The following is a 20777-nucleotide window of genomic DNA, read 5'->3' as shown; positions in this document are numbered from 1 at the left end:
CATTGACCATTACTTGCAACCGACTACACGTGGCTCGACGTCGGCGTCAACGCCGCACCCCGCCCCCGTTCGATCTCACATACCCAGTTTCCGTGTCGGCGGTAATAACCGGCCGGCGTTCCACATGGCGTGGTCGACCTCCCATGGTGTGACCGGTTTTCCGGTTGTCGCGGTAAGGGACTCGGCCACTGTGGCGATTACTCCCCGCGCGACCTCCGGGCTGACGTCAACGCCGTGGTGGCGCAGCCAACGAAGCACCATACGGTCCGGCTTGATCAGGTCGTCGTTCCCAACGAGCATCCACAAGTAGCCACGCCGGATTCCGCTTCCGCCTTCCCCAGGAATCCGACGCAACGCGGAATCTACATCGGCAAGGCGATGGCTGTCGGAGAGCAACTCGATAGCTTCGGCCAGAGTTGTGACGTCGTGCTCGACGAACACGGCGAAATGGCGGAGTGCAGCTTCGGCCTTGAGGATTCCGCCGCGCGTCGAGGTGCGTTGCCGGTTGGTCCTATCGACCAGCGACCCGACGTCCAGACCCGCGAGTGCTGACAAGGGAATCGGGTCGGGTCCCAGGGTGCTGTCCGCCCTGACGGTGGGTGATTCGACACCGAACCCGGCTGCGAACCTCCGCACCAGTGGCACGACGACCATGTCATAGCGGGCACCGATGCTCCACACCGCATCGAGGATGCACAGGCTTAGGCTGGTCCAGCGTACTTCGCGCGGTTTGGGATCGAGAGCCAACACAGCATTGACGAGGTCGCGGGTGACAGCGTCATCCTTGGACCTTACCTGTACGTGCATGCGGCTCTCCTGCTGTGCGTTCACGGAACCAGCCATAGTCAGTCGACCAGGCCGGAGAAGTGCTTGTGCGCCAACTCCATGTCGCGCTCACGGTCGACGCCGACGAACGGTTCGACGTAGGTGACACCGTCGACGGTGAGCTCTGCCGACCTAAGAGACCCCTTCTTGCGGAACTCGGAGGCCAGCTTGCCGGGGAGTTGTCGACCGGTGGCGTCGTAGAGGGCCGCGCGCTCGTATTGCTGCAGAACCGGGAACTGAGTGCGGTAGATGGTTGTCAGCTCCTCTGCGGTGATTCCGAGCATGATGGCGACGATAGCGTCGATCTCCACGAGCGCCTGCCGGCGGTCTGCGGCGCGGCGCAGGGCTGTCGCCCACTTCCACTTTGGCTCGATTTGGCCAATTGCTGGTCGCCCGTCGTAATCCACCCCGATATGCGGAACCCACGAATCCTCCTGCCATTCAACGTCATGCAGCTCCGCCCACAGGGGGGCGTAAGGACGGACGAGGCAGTTCAGACGGAGGGTGCGTAGAAGGAGCTGGGGTTCGAGGGGGTGATTGCGGACATGGGGCAGGCGACGAATAACGCCCTGATTGAGTTCAGAGACACCAGCGGCCTTGATGAAGAAGTCCACGGGAAGGGATGACCAAAAACCATTGGCAAGACACAGATCGACCGTGGTCGGAAGATGCGCATCCAGTACGCCATGGATGTGGCACGGCCCGGGCGGGACGATGGCGGAGTGGAGGGTCCGGACCGTTGCAGAATCGGCCATGCGGCGCCACGCGAGGCGGAAGTACGTCGAGCTGGGTTTGCCGTGCCATTTCGGGTAGGCGGCGATGTACTCTTCGTACGGCATGGCGACCTGGTAGTTGGTGCGAGGGATGAAATCCTCGCCGATCGCGTCGAGATCGACAGCTGAGTAGTCCTTGAAGCTCTTATAGATAAGGTTTGGTTGCTGATACAACGGTGCAGCGACGGTCAGGTGGGGGCCTTGAAGAATTACGTCCTCCCACCCCTCGGGAACGGCAGAGTCGGATTTGAAGTACCCCAGCTTGCGGTCGGTGGTCTCATTCCATCCAAGAGTCCATTCGAAATCGATGTCTCCGATTCGGGGTGCGGCCGCGATCTTGTCGAGCACCTCGGCGCTGGCTTGGTTCACCGGGTAGAGCATGCGCGCCTCGGTGGATGGAGTTCCGGGTTCGTCGATGAGCGCAGCCCATGTGGATAACTTTGATTCGGTGACCTCGATGATGCGCTCTGCGTGGGGACGCTCGCTCCACCGCCCTTCGTCGTCCTTGATGCCTGGTGCCGGCCCGGAGCCGTCATGGACGAGGGAGCGTTCCGCGGTCTCCGGGTGGAAGAGCGTCGATCCCTGGATGAATCCGACGGATTGCCGATTTCCGTAGACGTGCACCCCGTATTCACGCGTGTTGCCGATCTCGAACAGTTTTCGCTCGTTGCGGAACTGCCAGTGACGGCGTAATCGCCGATACGCCTCCCCTCGAAGGTGTTTCGCGCGGAGTTCGGTGAAATGGCTCTCCGGATGGATGAGTCCCACGATTCCGTCCGGCGCCATCGCACGCCAAGTGTGCTCCATGAAACAGCGATACAGGTCCGTACGTAGCCCGGCGAGTATCGGCCGGTCCACGCCGGAGCCGAGATTCTCGATTACACCGGTCTGCCGGGCGCGCTCGTCCAGGAAGGCAACCAGTGCCCCGGCGACGGCAAGCGTCTCCTCACGCTTCCGGCGTTTGACGTCCTCGGCGGGTTTGTCGGTGAGCTGCCACCAGGGATCGAATTCTGCGAGTACCCCGGACTCGTCCCAGTCGGGCCGGACCCAGGGTGGGTTACCAACCTGCAGACTGAATCCGCCGCGAGCGAATACCGGTGCGAAGTCCAATTCCCAGTGCAGGAATCCCTGCGCGTCGGTGATGGACTGAGCGACTGTCAGCCACGGGAATCCGTCGATTGCCTTGTCGATCGGGAGGGATTGGGAGAAGGTGCGGTCGGTGTCCTCGGCGACATCGAGCTCGCTCCAGCTCAGATCGCCGGCGAGGCTGGTCTGCCCGTACTTCTCGAACTTCCCAGCTTTCGGTGGAACACCCAGGATCGCCTCGAGCCCGCCGAGCCACTGATCCCAGTCCGGCGGCTCGATGTCCGTGGTGAGCGGCCACGACCACAGTGCGCACCACGCATCCATCGCCCGGCGCAGGCGCCGGTAGGCGCCGTTTTCGTCGTGCAATACCTTCTCGATTTGCTCGCGTGTGATTGCCGGTGTGTGCTCGGGTTCGTCGGTGCCGAAGATGTGGATGTTGCGGCGAGCTTCCGACTCGGCGATTGTGAGTCGCCGCAGCGTGAATCCCCACAGTGTTTCTACCCGCTGCGCCAATGCGGTAAGTCGTTTCTTGATCGCCGGGCTCGGATTCGACCGGATGCCGTTGCGCCACAGTCGCAGTTCCTCACGCTTCTCCGGTGCGTACGTCTTGGCTTCGACAGTGTCGACTACCGCACCCCATCCCTGCGACGGCAAAAGGAAGTGGTGGATGCCGGCACCGATTTCCTCACCCAGTGGCGCATCCTTGGGCGATGTCGTCAGCCAGGCCTTCTTGGTCAGCTGGGTGGTCGAATACACCGCGCGCCGGGCACCGATCAAGGAATTGCCGCGGCGCAGGTGCAGTCCGAACCACGGTGCCTGCAGCCCGGCAACCATCGTGTCGAGCCACAGCGATATCTCTGCCAGCTCCACAGCGGTGGCGTTGAGGTCCACCCCGTACACCTGGTGCAACGCGAGGTGCGCCTTCACCTTCTGCAACTCGATCGGGTATTGATCGGCGTCGATCAGTTTGCCCAGATCTTCCTGCTTGCGTTTGAGGTATTCGGCAGCGAGCTGGCGCACGGCTTCGATCGCGAACGCGCCTGACCCGAGGGCCGGTTCGCAGATCGTCAGCTGCAGGATTTCGTCCGGTGTGGTGCGGGTACCGTTCTGATCGAGCAGTTCGGCGAGAGCCTGCGACACGACGAAGCGGGTGAGCACTTCGGGGGTGTAGTAGGAGGCGGACTGTTGGCGTTCGCGGCCGGCGAGACGGAACACGAACGTGCCTTTCTGATGGATCACCGGCTTCAGTTCTCCGGTCGCCTCATCGAGTACCTTCACGAAGTCCGACTCGGACAGGTGTTCGGCACGGTCCGCCGGCACCACCCACGAGCCTTTTTCCGGGTCGCCGTTCTTCGCGACCTCGTACAGGTCTTCCTCGGCGAAGAACCCGGTGTACGACATCAACCCCTCGTACACCGCACCGAGCTGGTTGATGCCCAGCTCTGCGTAGCTGATGAAGCCGCGGTCGGCGCCCTTACGACCCTTCGATTCCTTCGACAGCACCAGATGTTCGAGCACCTTCTGAGTGGCCTCGTTACCCAGACCCACCTCGTCGATCAGTGCGGTCGCCTCGGGCGAGAACAGATCCGCGCGCAGCGGGTTGAACTCGAGGCCGGGTGCCGGATCGTCGGCGACGTCTTCCGGGGCGTGCGGGGTGTGGCCACGGTCGACGAGCCGGAACAAGGTCGCCAGGGACTCGTAGAGGTGGGTGCCGTGCTTCGCCTGCGGCGACACCAGTTCGGTCAGCGTCAGCTCCCGCAGCCGGTCCAGGCCGTAGCCCTCGCCGTATTCGGGGGCGCCGGCGGGCAGTACCCGCATCTCCGGGGACGCCTCGGCATACAGCAGGAACAGGATGCGATACAGAAAGCGTAGTGAATGCTTCGCCAGTTCCTGGCCGTCGATACCGTCGAGCGTCAACCCCCGGTCCGCGCGACGGCGCACCACCTCGTTCGCGATGATCTCGATGGACAGGCGGATGCCCTCACGCAGGTCCTTCGACACCCCGACGGTGTGTTTGACCGAATCTTCGAGCACGCCCGTCCACCAGATGTTGCCGTCGGCGTCCGGGGTGAGGGCTTGGCGGCCGAACATCGCGACCACCCGGTCGATTTCACCGCCGCGGGCATCGTGCCGGCGTTCGGTGACCACCAGCAGGTCCACCGCCAGGTAGCGGCCCTCCGCCCAGCGTTCGGCCTCGGCGAGCAGCAGCCACTGCCCGGCCTGGACGACGACGAACGCCGGGGGTTGGTCGGTACGGAACGCGGCCGAGACGACCTTCGACGCCGCCGCGATCGGCTTGTTTTCCTCGGTTGCGGGTTCGATCAGCCGGCCGGTGTCGGGATCGAGTAGCTCGTCGACGGAGTCCACGGGATGTGCCTGCAGGAACAGCACCCTGGTAACGCCGGGCAGCACAGCGGCCGGGACATCCAGCTCCGCGCCCGCGCGCTCACCGTGGAACGTGGTCAGATCGCCGGGGAATCCGAGGGCGCGTCGAGTCAGCGCGTGCGCGGCGGCCGCGCCGTCCGGGTTCTCGGACAGAGCAGCCAGCTGGGTTTGCAGCTCCCGGCACGCAGCAAGGAATTCTTGCCGCACCGTGGTGCGGTCCTCCTTGGCCTCGGCGTCCCAGTATTTGCGGAGCTCGAGCACCTTGCCCTGGAACGATTCCTTCACCGAATCGGTGGTGAAGTAGTGCTCGCTGATCCAGTCCTCGCCGATGACGATGGAATCGAAGGAAGCCACGACTACTGGACCTTTCCGGTGGTGCTTGCGGTGGGGGTATCGGTGGGCACGATCACCAGTAGCGGACGTACCAGCTGCTGGGTCGGTGCCAGCAGCTCGGCGAGCCGCTGCTCCTCCTGGATACGGCGGGCAAGCTTGCCCACCTTCGACTTCTGCGCACCGAACAGCTCGAGTTGCTCGGCCTCGCTGTGCCAGCGATTAGCCCGGCTCGTCCAGGTCTTCAGGCGCTGTTCGGCCGCGGTCTCGTGCTCGTTGAGCACCATGTACATCGCCTTCTGCGCATGCGTGACCGCGGTGGGGATGAGGTCCCGGTAGCGGGCGGCGTCGGCGACCGGTCCGGGGTTCGCCGAACCCGGCCGCAGACCGGTGTCCTCGGTGAGAAAGCTCAGATCCTCGCGGGTTTCGACCATGCAGAAGTCGGGGTTGTTCGGGTTGGGGAACTCCGCGGTGGAAAACACCCGCGAGATCAGCTGACCGCGCTTGTTCATCAGGGTGCCCATCAGCAGCACCGCCGGAACGTCCACCTCGCCGCGGATCACGAAGATCTGGTTGCGGCCGAGCGCGCTGAGCGCCCGGTCGCTGGCCCAATCCAGCACCGGATGCAGCGGACCGAGGAAATGCGCCTCGGGCCAGGTGGTGCCGTTGATGCCCTTGCCCTCCCGCGCGATCCGCAGCTGGGCATCGCCGACGGCCGGGGAGGTGGCCAGCTTGAGACGTTCGAGGACGCGGCCGTGCTGCAGATAGTTCTGCGGCAGCTGCCCGAGCCGCTGACGCAGATCGTTCGGGGGAATCAGTTCCGCAATCGAATGGGCCTTGTTGATCTTCCAGCCAACCCCGCCCTGTTCGGGCGTGCTGCCGGGCACGTCGTGGAACGCGGCGTGGAGGGCTTCGTCGAGGAAGGTGATGTCGTCCTGGTAGAGGCTCTGCCGGGGCGATTCCGGGAGCTGGGCCTGGCCGTCGTCGGCTGTGTCGAACTGCGCGAAGAACGCATCCAGGTCGTCGCCCTCAGTGACCTCTTCGACGCTGCGGATCTCTTCGTCGAGGCTGGACTTCTGCGCGAGGACGCTGCGGATCACCGATTCCTCTTCGCCCACACTGTGTTTGCCCATGAGCGACGCGACGTCACCCAGGGTGGAATGCGCCTGATTCTCCCGCTCCAACAGGCGGGAGAGCACCCGCAGGTCGCCGGAGAAATCCGGATCCGACGGTTCGAGGATCAACGAGGAGATCACCGGAGGGTGCTTCTGCCCGTACCGGTCGATGCGGCCGTTGCGCTGTTCGATGCGGATCAGGCTCCACGGGATGTCGTAGTGGATCAGATGGTGGCATTGCGCGTGCAGGTTCACCCCCTCCGACGCCACGTCGCCGGTCACCAACACCCGAATCGGTGAGGTTTCCAGCTTGAAGCTGTCGACGATCTCCTGCTGCTCGACGTCGGAGAGGCCGCCGTGCAGCATCGCGATGTTCTCGGGTTGGAGCTTCAGCATCTTAGGCAGGTGCTCGGTGAGCCAGCGGAGCGTGGCGACGCGCTCGGCGAACACCACCGCCCGCGTGCCGGACTTCGGTCCGACGCCGATCTCCTGGAGGCGGTCGACGAGAGCGGCGAACTTGCCGGCCTGCCCGCCCATGGCCTTGATGTTCAGTTGGTCGAGGGTGGCCAGGGCCTCCAACTCGATGCGCTGATCGGTGTCGTGCTCGGAGAGCTTGCCGCGGCGCTGCTTGATGGACTCGGCGAGAGCGGCAGGGGAAGACAGGAACGCCTTCGCCAATGTCCACGGGAACAGGCCCTTGGTGTCACCGGAGTAAGGGGAGCGACCGGACTGCGGGTGCAGCCAGGTGTGCGAGAGTTCCGCGGCGACCGCGTCCTCGGCGGCGGAGGGCCGAACCAGGCGGTGCACCGGCTCGGCACGTTCGGCCCAGTCGCTGCCCACCTCGGCGGCGACTTCCGGGTGGTGCCGGTGCCTGCGGATCAGGAGTGTCTCCACGTCCTGCTTGGTGAACGTGCCGTCAGGTGCGACCACGGTCGGATCCAGCAGCCGCAGCAATTCCGCGAACGACTCCTCCTTGCCGTTGTGGGGGGTCGCCGAGGCAAGGATCAGAGCCTCGGTGTTCGGGGCCAGCACCCGGGCCAGCTCGTTGTTCAGGGTGCCCACATTGGTGAGGTTGTGCGACTCGTCGATCACCACCGCGTCCCAGTGCTGACGCTCGAGGTGCGCCTTGTAGCGGGGACTCTTGAGCGTGTCGATCGAGATGATCGCCCGTTTGAAGTAGGTGAAAGGGTTCCGGGTGGCCGGTAGCTTCTGCCGCACCTTCTGGATACCTGCCGAGTCCAGCCGCACGAATGGCAACGCGAACCGACACCACAGCTCGTGCTGCATTTGTTCGAGCACGTGCTTCGGGGTGACGACGAGTATCCGCTCGCCGCGCCCGCGTCGGACCAGCTCCGACAGGATCATCCCGATCTCCAGGGTCTTACCGAGGCCCACGGCGTCCGCGATGAGGATGCGCGGGCGGATGTGCTGGGGATCCAGGGCTTTTGCCACCGCCGTCCGCTGGTATGCGAGCGAATCGGCGAGCATGTGCGTCGATACCGTCAGCGATTGGTCACCGTAGGGAACGGGGGTCTTGCGGAGCAGGGCCTCGAGCCACAATCGGCTGTTGCGGTAGCCAGCGGAAGCGTCGGCGACAACGTGGGCTTGCGCGGGGTCGAGGACCCGGATGTCGTCCAGACTCGAGTAGAACGCCGCGGTGGCATCGGCCACCAGTTCGGAAAGGCCGCGCACGCGGACCAGCCACCCGTCGGAGCCCTGCTCGGCCTGAGTGACCAGCCATTCCTCGTCGCGGACCACGACAATCGAGCCTGGCGCAACGTTGAGCTCCGCTGCTGGTTCCAGCACGGACGGCTCGGCGGAATTCAACGTGGTGGTCACGTCGGCTCCCCACTTTCTGGTGTGTTCGACGATCCGCGGGCCGTTGGGGGAAACGGTGCCGGCACCGTCCCTGGTGTCGTGTTGCTCGGGTCGATATCGAGATGTGTCGATCTTCTCGCGCGGTCTGGCAGGCGCTTCAGCTGGGGGCTTGTCAGTCTTTCCTGCAGAGTCATGCTCGTCAGGCCGGTCCACCTCGCCCGTGGCGATCAGCTCCGCGAGCACGATTTTCCGGAGCGTTTTCGCGTTCTTCAGATCTCTGAGGTACGCCATCTGAGCCTTGCTGCCCTTAATAAGGCCCTTCTCGTGACGCGCCTCTTGCAGCGCTTCGATGATCCGGTGACGCGACTCCTTGTTGGTCTTGAGCCATGATTCTCTGAGTGTGGGCCACGCCTCGTGAACGAATTCGACCTTGGGGCGGGCGCCATAAACCGTTCGCAGCGCGTCAGCCGCGCCCATATTCGGGTCCGATATGTCGAGCAGTGCATCGCTCAAGCCACGTAGAAGCGATGGCGGGAGGTTCGTCCACTTGAACTTGTACGTTGGCACCGCAACCTCGAACTTCCACGTGAACCGGTGTCGGACTTCGGTCCGGCCTCAGACGACCCGATTGGAACATAGTTCTCATCGCGGGAGGCGTAGGACTCGTTAACTCGACGGCCCGACCACGGTGATGCCGCGGTATTTCGCCAGGCACGCTCAGCGGCCTGGTGAGCGCCGCGATCCTTGATGAGCCAACCCTGTTCCGCGGAGGTGACGAGCCGTCCTTCGTCGCGAACCATGACGATCGAGCCGGGTGCGACGTTGAGCTCTTCGCTCGCGCCGGCGGTGATCATGCGGTGGTTACTCCTGCGTTTCGACAGTGTGATGTATCAACTTACTGCTCGGAAACGAAACACCCGTTACATGGCCGGTTCGCGAGGTCTGCCGGCTTGATGTGCGAGGGTGCCGGCAGGTTCGTTGTGAGGAGGGACTTTTTCTTGAGTGGGGTGTCGTTCCGGCAGCAGTGGCTGTCCGACCAGGAGTTCGAGATCATGCGCCGGCTGGAGAAGGCGTCCCTGGTGGTCGAGATCAACCTCGACGAAGACGAGATCCGCCGCACTCAGGATATGTACGGTCGGCAGGCGGCAGACATGCTGCGGCTCGCCGTACCACCGGAAGATGTCATCGCCAAATATCCGGCGTTGACGCTGGCGATTCTCGTCGGACAGGCTGCTCTCGGCTACGAACAGCACCGTTACTGGGACGAGTTCTTCGCCCGTCTCGATCTACCGCGTGAGCAGCCGTTCGAACAAGCCTTGCGCAAGTCACTGGATCGCCTGCTGACACGCTTCGGTCTGCGCAAGTTTCCAGAACTGAAAAGCGACTACGTGCAGCTGATGGCGCTGCACGCCGGCTTCCCGGTGTACTGCATGCGCGACATTATCGACCTGCTCGAAGAGCGAATGGTTGCAGGCACCGAGGTCACCGGCGCGGCGATCATCGAGTGGTTGAGGGAGCCCGGCAAGAAGCATCGGATGAACACGCTCGACGTGCCGGTCCGCAACTTCATCCTGTACGGCGATCAACTCGCGGTCGACATCCTCAACCGCATCATCGAGTTCGTTCAATTCACCGTGAACACCGAAGGTTGGGCCGCTTCGGACATCGACCTCGAGACCTCCACAACCGGCCTGCCGACGTTGCTCCTCGACAAGCTGATCGACCTGCTTCGCGAGCGGCCGTTCGGCAGCGGGCCCCGCCTGGTTGTGCCGCGAGCCCGCCGACGTCGCAAGCCCACCATTGCGTTCCTGCCGCTCGACCGGCAGGTCGTCGTCGAAGTCCCATACCCGGACATCGACCCCGACGTGCCGTGGCGATTGTCGTTCGACGGTGTGTCCCGGGAAGCGTTGGCCGAAGCCGGTTGGGGTGTACGCGCCGACGAGGAGCATCCACCGACGCAGGTGCCGGTGCCGGGTCCGGTGCGCGAGATCCTGTTGCAGCACCAGCCCAGTGACGAATCCACACAGCTCTCGGTGGTCGACAAGGACGATCCCCTCCTGGTCTTCGATTCGGAGGGGCGGTGGATTCCGCGGCACACGGCGCTGCCGCGTCAGTGTGTGCTCGCCGTATATCCGAGCGACGCGCAGGTCGTCGATGTCGGCACCGGTCTGACGGTGATGCCGACGTTCACACCCGACGTCCCGGTCGGCTGGACGGGCTGGTCGATCGCCGAGCTCGACCTGTCGACGTGTCGGTCTATCGCGCTGACCCGACGTGGCGTGCGAGCCCCTGGTGGTGTTCGCACCGTGCGTGACGCGACGACCCCGACGTTCGAGCACGGCGTGCCCGTCGACGGGCTGCAAACCCTCAATGGTCTGACGGTCTACGGGTCGCGGCCGGAAGTCACCCTCCCGGCAAACCCCGGCAAGCAAGACATCGTCTGGCGGATCCGCGTCAAGCGCCCCGACTCGTCCAATTGGGTCGTCGACACCGAAGTGCACGGTGCCAACGAAGACCTCGCTGTCGACCCGTTCGAACCGATCGACGACGCGGTCCTCGGGCTGTTCGAGATTCACGTGTCCGGCCCGATCGGATCCGACCTGCGACAGCAGGCCTTCCTCGCCGAGGGAATCTCGATCGACTACACCCGACCGTTCCGCTTCCCGGTGTCCGGTGGCCTCGCGGCGGTGACCGCCACCGTTGCCAGCGAATGGGACCTGGCGGTGCCGCACCCTCGCATCGAATTCGCGCCCGCCGACCGCGACAAGCTCGTGACGGTCACACAGCGCGAGCGCGCATACCGCCTGCGACTGACTCCGCCCTACGTGCAGATGCGCGTCGATCCGGCCGGTGCGCCCGCGCTGTGGCGAACTGCGGCCGCCGTGCTCACTCCGGCCGAGCTCGACGAAGACCGCAACTTCGCCCTGCACGCTCCGCTCTCGGCAGCCGCGGTGTTCCAGTTGGAGACCGTCGACGGCCGACTGCTCAAGGACGTTACGCCCGACACCCCGCACTACGACTACTTCCAGGCGCCGAGCCGGGTGTTCGTCGACGCCGCCCGCGCCGCGGGGCAGTGCCGCATCGTTGCGCTCGTCGACGACGAACACGACCGCACCACGAAAATCGTTCTCGCGCATGTCCGGCCCGCAGCGTTGTGCACGCGCATCACGATCGATGACAGCTGCCTCGTGCTGGAGAATCCAGCGGAGGAAGAAGACCTCGCCGTCAACCTCTGGGCCCGCACCGCCCCGTGGCTACCGGTGCAGACCGTGCAGGTAACGGACGGTCGAGCCAAGCTGCCCGAGGCATATGTCGACGGTGGCCCGCTGCTCGCCCACGTTTTCGTCGACGATCCGTGGGTGACGATCACCCCACCGTCCTGGCCGGGCGATACGGCCCTCGAAATGGATCAGCCGGGGTGGATGCACGACGTGTCGCGCGAACGCGACAACCTGTCGCGGTTCTTGGCAGGAGCCGGCCCGGCACCCGCCGACGCGGTGAGCATGCCTGAGGTGTGGGCCGCGTTGGCTCTGTTGCCTCAGGATTCGGAGGACGTACACACCCAACAACTGCGGTCCGCGCTCAGCCGAATTCTCTCGGAGAACTCGCGTGCTGCGCTCGAGGCGTTGGGAAGCAGTACCATTCCGCTGCCCGAGATGATGTCTCTACTTATCCGAACCGGCCTGGTGTACCGAAGTTACACAGCCGATTACACGCTGAACGACCTCCATCCGAATCCGTGGGTGGGGTGCATGATCGAGATCGCCGATCTGCCGTCGCTGTACGCGCGCCGTGAGTACGTGGGGGCAGAGCGCGCGGAGACGCTGGATTATCTCGAAGACAAGGGCGGCGAAACACTGATCGAGGTGCTGGCTCGGGGTAAGTCCACGAAGCTCTACGGCGGCGTGTTCGACAAGGACACCGTACTGCTCGACGGGTTGCCCGAATCCCAGGTCGAGGCGATCTTCGAGCACGCCCGACTCGTTCCGGGTGCCGTGCTCGATGAGGACACCCGAGTCAGCGCCGTGATCGATGCGTTTCACAATCGCACTATGTGGCTGGAACTGGGATGGTCGCCGTCCTTCGCGTCGGCCACCGCGCGCTCGCTCGACACCATCAAGAGGACCCGTGGGCAGATCTACCGTGAGGTCGCCGCACGCAACGAGAAGCTCGACGGTGTAAATACCGTGCAACATCGGTGGATGTTGCTGTCGCTGCAGTCGTTGACGTTTGCGGTGCTTGCTCGTATGAAGGCTCACGGAATGCTCAGGCACCCACCCGTGACTTCGGACTTCGAAGAGTCCTGGGCCGCAATGGCTCGTTTGTGTCCCGGCCTGGTGATGACCGATCTGCTCATCGCCGAAGCCCTCGTAACCCATGCCCGCCATGGCAATCTGATCGGAGCAAATTGATGCCGGATCGTCTCGACCCCCTGGCTACCGCACGGCAAATCGACGAGACCTATAAGCGGTACCTCAAAACCCTTTTGGGCCCGAGTGATCCGGCGATGGCCGCCGCATTCGACACCGCGATCGACGAGACGCGGCTCTTGAGCAAGGGGCCACTGCTCGAGCTGACTCCTCCCTACGCGCCGGGCAAGTCGATCCCCGAGCTCATCGATGAAGGCGTTCTGCGTCCGGGATTGGCCGCTCTCTACAGCAATCCGGATGACCTGCGTCGGCCGCTCTACCAGCACCAGGAACGTGCGATCCGCAAGGTCACGTCCGGCCGCAATATCGTGGTCAGCACCGGTACCGGTTCGGGCAAGACCGAAAGCTTCCTGCTGCCGATCATCAATTCGTTGATCGCCGAGCGTGAGGCCGGCACGCTCGGACCCGGCGTGCGAGCGCTGCTGCTCTACCCGATGAACGCACTCGCCAACGATCAGCTCAAGCGTCTTCGTGGGATGCTGAAAGACCTGCCGGACATCACGTTCGGTCGCTACACCGGTGAGACGCTCGAGTATGCGGATAAGGCCGAGAACCTGTTCCGTTCCACCAACCCAGGACAGGATCGTCTACCCAACGAGATGCTCAGTCGGGAGGAGATGCGTGCTCGCCCGCCGCAGATCCTGCTCACCAACTACGCCATGCTGGAATACCTGCTGCTGCGTCCCGCCGATCTCGACCTGTTCGACGGACCCTACGCCGGTACCTGGAGATATATCGCCCTCGATGAGGCACATGTCTACGATGGTGCACAGGGCTCCGAGGTTGCTCTATTGCTGCGCCGGCTGCGTCAGCGAGTCGCGCCCAACTCGACACTGCAGTGCATCGCGACCTCCGCGTCCCTCGACGGCCCGCCGGACGAGGCAATGACCTTTGCTCGCAATCTGTTCCAAGCCGAATTCGAGTTCATCAATGACGACCCCGATCGTCAAGATCTCGTGACCCCGACGCGTCTGGAACGGCGGGAGCCGGCGACGTGGCAGATGACGGACGACGAGTTGGTCGAGTGGTCCCGGCCTGGGGCCGACCTCGCAACACTCGCTTCCCGCTCGTCGCATGGTGATCCGGCGGAGGCGCTGCATACGGAAACGACGATCCGGTCCCTGCGCGAGACGCTGGCCGGGGGTCCGATCGATGCATTCGCGCTGAGTGAACGATTATGGCCCAACGATCCTCACTCCGGCGAGAAACTCCAATCCCTTGTCACGCTCGGATCCACCGTCACCGACACCAGCGGCAACCCGGTGCTCTCGGCGCGATACCACATGTTTGTCCGCGCTACCGAGGGCGCTTTCGTCAGCTTCGGTGAGGATGGGCCGACCGTTCTGCTCGGCCGTCACGAGATCGATCCGGGGACCGGTCGTGCGATGTTCGAGTTCGGCACCTGTCAACGTTGCGGCGCGGTACACCTGGCGGGTGATGTCGACCTCCGCAAGAACGGCAAGTTCTTCGTCCCCAGCGTCAAGAACGATGCATCCGTGAAATGGCTGGTCCTCACCGACGCCGCAGACACGAGTGTGGATGAGGACGAAGAAACCCTTGGTGACAGCACAACCAAAGCCGACTCCGGAATTCGCTACCTCTGCACCGGGTGCGGACTGCTCAGCGACGCAGACGGTATGTGCCCGACTGCGGATTGCCCGGGCGGCACATCGCGTCAAGTGCGGGAGCATCGCGGCACCAAGAAAGTCATGAGCACGTGCACCGAATGCGGAGCCAGTGCCCGCCAGCTCATTCGGCGGCTCCGCACTGACGTGAACGCCGCACCGGCGGTCATCACCACCGCTCTGTATCAACAACTTCCGGCCGCGACCGACGAGACTGTCAAGGAGGTCGGCGAGGGTCGCAAGCTGTTGATGTTCTCCGACTCCCGTCAAGCCGCGGCGTTCGCGGCGCCGTATCTCGGGCGAACCTACGGGCGTCTCCTCGAGCGGCGCTATCTGACCATGGCACTGCAGGACCGCAAGTACGCGGATGAAGACCTGACCGTTGAAGACCTCGCGTTGATTGCCCAGAAGAAAGCCAAAGTCGCACATCACTTCCCGCCGACAGCCGGGCGGGTCGTGATGGAGAAGGCCGCAAACGAATGGGTCATGGGTGAACTCATGACCATGGACCACAAGCAGTCCCTCGAAGGTCTCGGACTGATGCGCGTGGCCGTCTCGCGTGAAACCGTCGCTGTTCCGAGAGGATTGACCCAACTCGGACTTACCGACGACGAGGCATGGGACCTGATCGACGAACTTCTCAAAACAGTGCGTCTGCAGGGTGCAGTGAACTTGCTGGACGAAGTCGACATCAGGAGCGAACGCTTCGAGCCACGCAATATGCGCATCCGGATCACCCGTGTCGGTTCCAACCCGAAGAGCAAAGTGCTGTCCTGGCTACCGAGCGGACGCGCTGGCGGTACGAACAATCGTGTTCGGTTCATGTCCAAGGTGTTGGCAGAACTCGGCAAGGAGATCGACGCCGGGAAGGTGCTCGACGGCTGCTGGCGATTCCTTCTCGACAACGGGTACATCAAACATGAGCCCGACAAGTTCGAGACCGACGCCTACCAGATCGACCATACGAAGTTGGCGGTCCACAACGGTATGGATTGCAGTTGGCACCGCTGCGACACGTGCCGACGCGTGACCGCGTTCACCGTGCGCGGTGTATGCCCTAACAGCAGCTGTCCCGGAAAATTGCTGCCATACGAGATCCCACCGCTCGAGCGCGACACCAATCATTACCGCAACATCTACGGCACCCTCAACGCTGCACCGTTGGCCGCCAAGGAACATACGGCTCAATGGACAGCCCGACAGGCCGCTGAGATCCAAAGGGAATTCATCGACGGCAAGGTCAATGTGCTGTCGTGCTCGACAACGTTCGAACTCGGTGTCGATGTTGGTGACCTGCAGTCCGTGGTCATGCGCAACATGCCTCCGAAAACCGCAAACTATGTCCAGCGCGCAGGCCGTGCCGGTCGACGTGCAGCCTCGGCCGCGCTCGTGCTGACATACGCAAATCGGAGTTCACACGACCTGTCGAAGTTCCAGGACCCGAAGTCGATGATCGCCGGTCAGATGCGGATCCCCTGGATTCCCATCGAGAACGAGCGTATCGGTCGCCGCCACGCGCATTCGGTGGCACTTGCGGCGTACTTCCGGTATGGATTCGAATCTACCGGTGCTCCTTGGAAGGAAGCAGGCCAGTTCTTCCGCCCGGCCTCCGGCAGTGATGCGTCACCCGCATCCCGGGTAAAAGCCTTCCTCACGCCCGTTCCGCAGGAAATGCGTGACGACCTGCGCAGAATTCTTCCCCCGGAGGTGCAGGAGCAGATCGGAATCGAGACCGACGCGTGGGTCGAGTATCTCGCGGACCTGCTCGACAAGGTCGAGAAGGACGTGGAGAACGACTTCCAGACCTTCCGCGAATTGATCGAGGAAGCCAAGAACGCGGAGCAGTTTCGGATTGCGGACCACCTGCAGAAGACACTGCGAACGATCGAGCAGCGCCAATTGCTCGGGTTTCTCGCGAATAAGAACATCCTGCCCAAGTACGGGTTTCCGGTCGACACCGTCGAACTGCGCACACAACATTGCCAGGAACCTGTGGGTAGGAACCTCGAGCTGTCACGCGACCTGAGCCAGGCAATCTACGACTACGCTCCCGGAAACCAGATCGTCGCTGGTGGAAAGGTATGGACCTCGCGCGGCATCCACCGGGTGCCCAAGCGTGAGCTCGAAGAGTTCGAGTACCGAGTATGTCGGAACTGCGACAGATTCGAGGCCGCACACACTCTCGATGCCGGCGAAGTTTGCGGTGGGTGCCAGGAGCCATTTACCACTATCAGACGATTTGTGGTCCCCGAATACGGTTTTGTCGCCGACGGTAAGGCTACCGATGTCGGGACCGCTCCGCCGGAGCGAAAGTGGAACGGCGCGAGCTACGTGGAGGACATCGGTCAGGTGGTCGATACCTTCACCTGGAAGTCCACGGGCGGTATCACCGTCGAAGCGAAAGCCGGAGTTCGTGCCCGCATGGCGGTCATCTCCGAAGGCGAAGGCGGAGGCTTCCTGTTGTGCAAGTGGTGTGGCTGGGCGACGGCACACTCCGGGCGCGGAACGCCTCGGAAGCACGAGCGTCCTGCCACCGGAAAGCCCTGCGACGGTCCACTCGACCGTGTATCACTCGCGCACCGCTACGAAACCGACGTCGCCGAATTCACTTTCGGTGATGTGGGGTACGACAAGGAAAGCGGATCACGCTGGATGTCCGTGCTGTACGCGCTACTGGAAGGCGCGTCGAAGGTTCTCGAAATCAGTCGCGACGACATTGACGGCACTCTGTCATGGAGCCGCGACGGGCGGCGAAGCATCGTCCTGTTCGACACCGTGCCTGCCGGCGCGGGTGCGTCCAAGAAGATCGCCGAAAATCTGGAGACAGTTCTTGCGGGGGCGGTCGAGCGCCTCAACTCGTGCGACTGTGGTGAAGAGACCTCGTGCTACGGATGCCTGCGGACTTATCGGAACGCACGGCATCACGACAAGCTCACTCGTGGAGGGGCTCTAGCGATCTTCCGGGAGATCTCAGTTGCCGGTGGAACGTCGACGCCGTGGCAGGAAGCGCTCGACCTGGTCGACAGTGAAGCGCGACCGTTGCTTTCGCAGCTGGCGGAGGCCGAATTGCCGGTCCCCGAAATTGGAGTGGAAGTGGGCGACGGTTGGGTTGTGGAAATCATGTGGGAGAGCCAGAAACTGGCAGTTCTCACAGATGACGACGCCGACCGAGACGCTTGGTTGCGGGATCACGGCTTCAGCTTCTTCCCTCTCGAGATGGTGGATACGGAGGACTTGATCGAAGAGTTGACGCGGAGCTGAAACCGTATGCTCCGGTGCATGATTGTGATTCTGCGACGGTAAGACTCGTCTGAGCGGAGGAGGCAACTGTGCCAATGCAAGTCGGCAGCGAGGAGGGCCCGGCTCCGAGCGAGCTCGAAGCATGGTTAAGCGACGAGGAGCGCAGGCTCCGGGTACGCCTCGCCGAAGTGGACCTTGTCGTCCGTGCAGACTTCGGTGAGGCCGAGGTGCAGCGTATCCAAGGCTTCTATGGAATCGCAGCTCGGCGTCATCGGAGTGCGGGTGGAGCCATCAGAGACTTCATCGATCGGTATCCCGCGCTCACGATGACCGCTCTGGTCGGTCACGCTGCACTTGCATACGAACACGGCAGGTACTGGGAGAGCTTCTGGGCGGAACTCGGACTTCCTCGGACACTTGCGTTCGAGAACGCGCTCCGGGAAGGCGTCGAGCCGAACATCCATCGTTTCGGACTCGACGCGTTCCCGGCGCTCCGAGGGTGGTATGTACAGATGCTCGGGGTTCACGCTGGTGTTCCGATCCACTGCATGGGTGCGCTCGTCGAGGTAGCCGACGAATATCTCCATCGAGGACGTCTCGCGTCAGGTGCCGGCCTCGTGCAGTGGATTGCACGGTCGGACAGGAACCCTCAGGTACTGAAGCTCGCCAAGCCGGTCCGAAACTTCATCGCGTATGGAGGATCGTTCGCGATCGATGTTCTCGACTATCTCGTCAAGAGCGTCGACCGACTATTGGACAATCTGACGGACCGCGACCTCGTACTCGACCTCTACGAGATTCCGACGATTCTGCGGGACGGTATCGACGCGGCCCTCGAAGTCCATGCCTTGGGTAGGTCAGGGGCTGTACGCGCTACGTCCGAGGCACGCGGGCGTCGGGCTCCTTCGGTGCTGTATGCACCTATCGACGATCAGATTGTCGTTGAACTCCCACCTACCGAGTTCGGCGAAGGGGAGAAGTGGCGTGTATCGCTCGACGGTGACACCACGGTAGTAAGCCCTCCGGGCGCATGGGGACTCGATTGGCGTGAATGGGAGCCGATGCGACTGCCGATTCTGAAACCGTCTCGGGAACTCGTCATCGAATGCAGCTCAGTGCAATCCGCCTGGCTGATTCCGCTCGTGCGTATGAAGGACCCGATCCTCCTTTTCGATCGAGATGGCCGTTGGCTGCGGAACCAGGCAGTGTTGCCCAAGGGCGAGCTGCTGGCGGTTTACCCGGAACACGCGCGCCTGGTGGATGAGGTCGCCGACGTCGAACTTCAACCCTACGCATTTCTCGGTTCTCCTGGTGGGTGGAGGGGGTGGCAAGTCGCCGCGGTGGACCTGTCCGACGCGATGTCGCTGAGGGTGGTGACCGATACTCGCAAGGGAGTTTTGCGGGGAGTCCGAGTCGTCGAGATACCGCGGCTGGAACTCGGTACGGAGATCGTCGGACTGACGACTTCGACGGGAATCCCCGTCTATGCCGAGAAGCCGAGACTTCGACTTCCCGGTCGCCGTGAAGGTGACGACTCGTCGTGGCAAGTTCATATCAGGAGCAACAACGGAAGACCGGTTGCGGATTCGAGTTATGCCAGTGGGGTGGAGACGCGCACCGTCGACCCGTTCGCTGGGGTGAGAGGTAATCTGGCCGGCCAGTTCGACGTCGCGGTTACAGGGTCTGCAGGTTCCAGTCTGCGTTTCACGGTGTTCGTGCTCGAAGGTGTCGAGGTAATAGCGGATCGGTGGGTGCGTGGACCTGCCTCCGGCGGCGGCCTGGACCCTGTTACGGCACAAGTGCGTTCTCGCGGCGCCATCCGGCCGGCTCAGAGTTCGATCGAATTCGCACGGGACGAGGTCAAGCGAAATATCGACTTCTCCGCAGGCGGTGTCAAGCACACGTTGATGTTGACGCCGCCGCACGTGCGAATCCACGTGGGCCCGATCGGGCACGTAATCCGATGGCGAACATCGGTGCCGGTGCTTTTCCATGCCGACCTGGATGAGCAATCCTTGCTGGCGCTGAAGGTACCCGGCTGCACGGCACTACGGCTGGAACTGCGCGACCAAGACGGTGTTTCACTCAAATGGAACTGCCCTCGGAGGACTACGGACGGACACTTCGAAGCAGACCTTCGAGTCTTCACCGACGCCGCACGCAAAGTAGGGGACTGCGTATTGGCGGCTGTCGCTGTGTCGGAAGACCAACGGATCGCCAGGTTCACCGTTGCGCAGATTCGTCCAATCGGGAGCTGCAGGGAAATTCGGATCGAGGACGGGCATATGGTCTTCGACGGACTGAGAGTCGTCGACAATCTGGTTGCGAATGTGTGGTGGTCCACTGCTCCTTGGGCCGGCCCACGGGAGACTTCAGTGGACGATGTCCGTATTCGCCTACCGAAAGAACTGGCAGAGTCGGGCAAGCTCTACGTTCAGCTCCGGGTGTCCGACCCGTGGGTTTGTGATGACGCACCCGAATGGCCGGATGGTCCGGTGTTCGAGGTCGAACAACGTGGGTACAAGCGCGATCGGAACAAGAACCGCGAGCGTCTTTCGAAATATCTTGCGCAAGGAGGTCATCCGCCCCGCAACCCTCAGGTAATGCCCGAGATCTGGGCAGTCCTGGCACGGACGTTGAACGATCCAGAAGATGTTCTTCAAGGGCAGATGCGTCGTGAGTTGCTCCGTGTGGTTTCGGACAATCCCCGAACGGCGTTGGAGTCGTTAGGGAACAGTACGATCCCCACCTACCGGCTACCGTCGCTCGTCGTTCGAACGGAACTTGCTCGACAGAGCTACCGTTCGGTGGACACCTTGAATGAGCTGCATGCGAACCCGTGGGTGGGATGCATGATCGAGATTTCCGACCTGCCGTCCTTGTGCGCGCGTCGTCGCATAGTGCGCGGCGAACGACTCGACACCCTCGGCTACTTGGAAAAGCACGGTGGAGATCTGCTCATAACAGTCCTGAGCTGCGGCACGCTTCCGTCGACCGGTCGACCGGAGCATGAAATCGTCGGCTGACGGCGCTCGCTGAAATTCCCCAGTAACGCTCACTGAAATTCCCCACCCGTGTGGCTCCGCCAACGAGGGCGGGTCTCCCTCGATGCTGATGGTCTCTGACCACACATCAGCCAGTCGAAGGAGA

At 63.1% G+C, this 20777-nt stretch carries 6 protein-coding genes; 3 read left to right on the top strand and 3 right to left on the bottom strand.

Translation table 11 applies throughout. The annotated features are described in order from the left end of the window. Positions 1-75: 75 nt before the first annotated feature. The 3 genes from Q8814_RS09410 to Q8814_RS09400 are packed head-to-tail and all read right to left on the bottom strand — an operon-like array spanning position 76 to position 8809. Complete coding sequence (locus tag Q8814_RS09410; protein ID WP_330151742.1) at positions 76-807, bottom strand: hypothetical protein; 732 nt, start codon at positions 805-807, stop codon at positions 76-78. A 38-nt stretch (positions 808-845) separates the two neighbouring features. Next, on the bottom strand, positions 846-5423 hold the full coding sequence (locus Q8814_RS09405; RefSeq protein ID WP_330151741.1) for an Eco57I restriction-modification methylase domain-containing protein: 4578 nt from the start codon (positions 5421-5423) through the stop codon (positions 846-848). A gap of 2 nt (positions 5424-5425) precedes the next feature. Next, the gene (locus Q8814_RS09400) at positions 5426-8809 is read right to left on the bottom strand and encodes a helicase-related protein (RefSeq protein ID WP_330151747.1); all 3384 of its coding nucleotides are present in this window, start codon (positions 8807-8809) and stop codon (positions 5426-5428) included. 521 nt (positions 8810-9330) lie between these two features. On the opposite strand from Q8814_RS09400, the gene Q8814_RS09395 reads away from it, so the two are divergent. From Q8814_RS09395 to Q8814_RS09385, 3 genes are all read left to right on the top strand, one after another. Further along, the gene (locus tag Q8814_RS09395) at positions 9331-12744 is read left to right on the top strand and encodes a hypothetical protein (protein WP_330151740.1); all 3414 of its coding nucleotides are present in this window, start codon (positions 9331-9333) and stop codon (positions 12742-12744) included. Then, on the top strand, positions 12744-17648 hold the full coding sequence (locus Q8814_RS09390) for a DEAD/DEAH box helicase (protein WP_330151746.1): 4905 nt from the start codon (positions 12744-12746) through the stop codon (positions 17646-17648). The genes Q8814_RS09395 and Q8814_RS09390 overlap by 1 nt, the downstream gene beginning before the upstream one ends. A gap of 68 nt (positions 17649-17716) precedes the next feature. Beyond that, positions 17717-20653 carry a hypothetical protein gene (locus Q8814_RS09385; RefSeq protein ID WP_330151739.1) on the top strand — a complete coding sequence of 979 codons (2937 nt, stop codon included), beginning with the start codon at positions 17717-17719 and terminating at the stop codon, positions 20651-20653. Positions 20654-20777 lie beyond the last annotated feature (124 nt).

It is taken from the genome of Rhodococcus chondri, from assembly GCF_036327435.1.
In the GTDB taxonomy this organism is placed as follows: Bacteria; Actinomycetota; Actinomycetes; order Mycobacteriales; family Mycobacteriaceae; genus Rhodococcus; species Rhodococcus chondri.
Note: the sequence above shows the minus strand (reverse complement) of the source record. Positions and strands in the feature narration are given on the sequence as shown.

Coding starts and splice junctions, on each gene's coding strand:
- Q8814_RS09410 (WP_330151742.1), bottom strand. CDS start 807: ATGCACGTACAGGTAAGGTCCAAGGATGACGCTGTCACCCGCGACCTC.
- Q8814_RS09400 (WP_330151747.1), bottom strand. CDS start 8,809: ATGGGCGCGGCTGACGCGCTGCGAACGGTTTATGGCGCCCGCCCCAAG.
- Q8814_RS09390 (WP_330151746.1), top strand. CDS start 12,744: ATGCCGGATCGTCTCGACCCCCTGGCTACCGCACGGCAAATCGACGAG.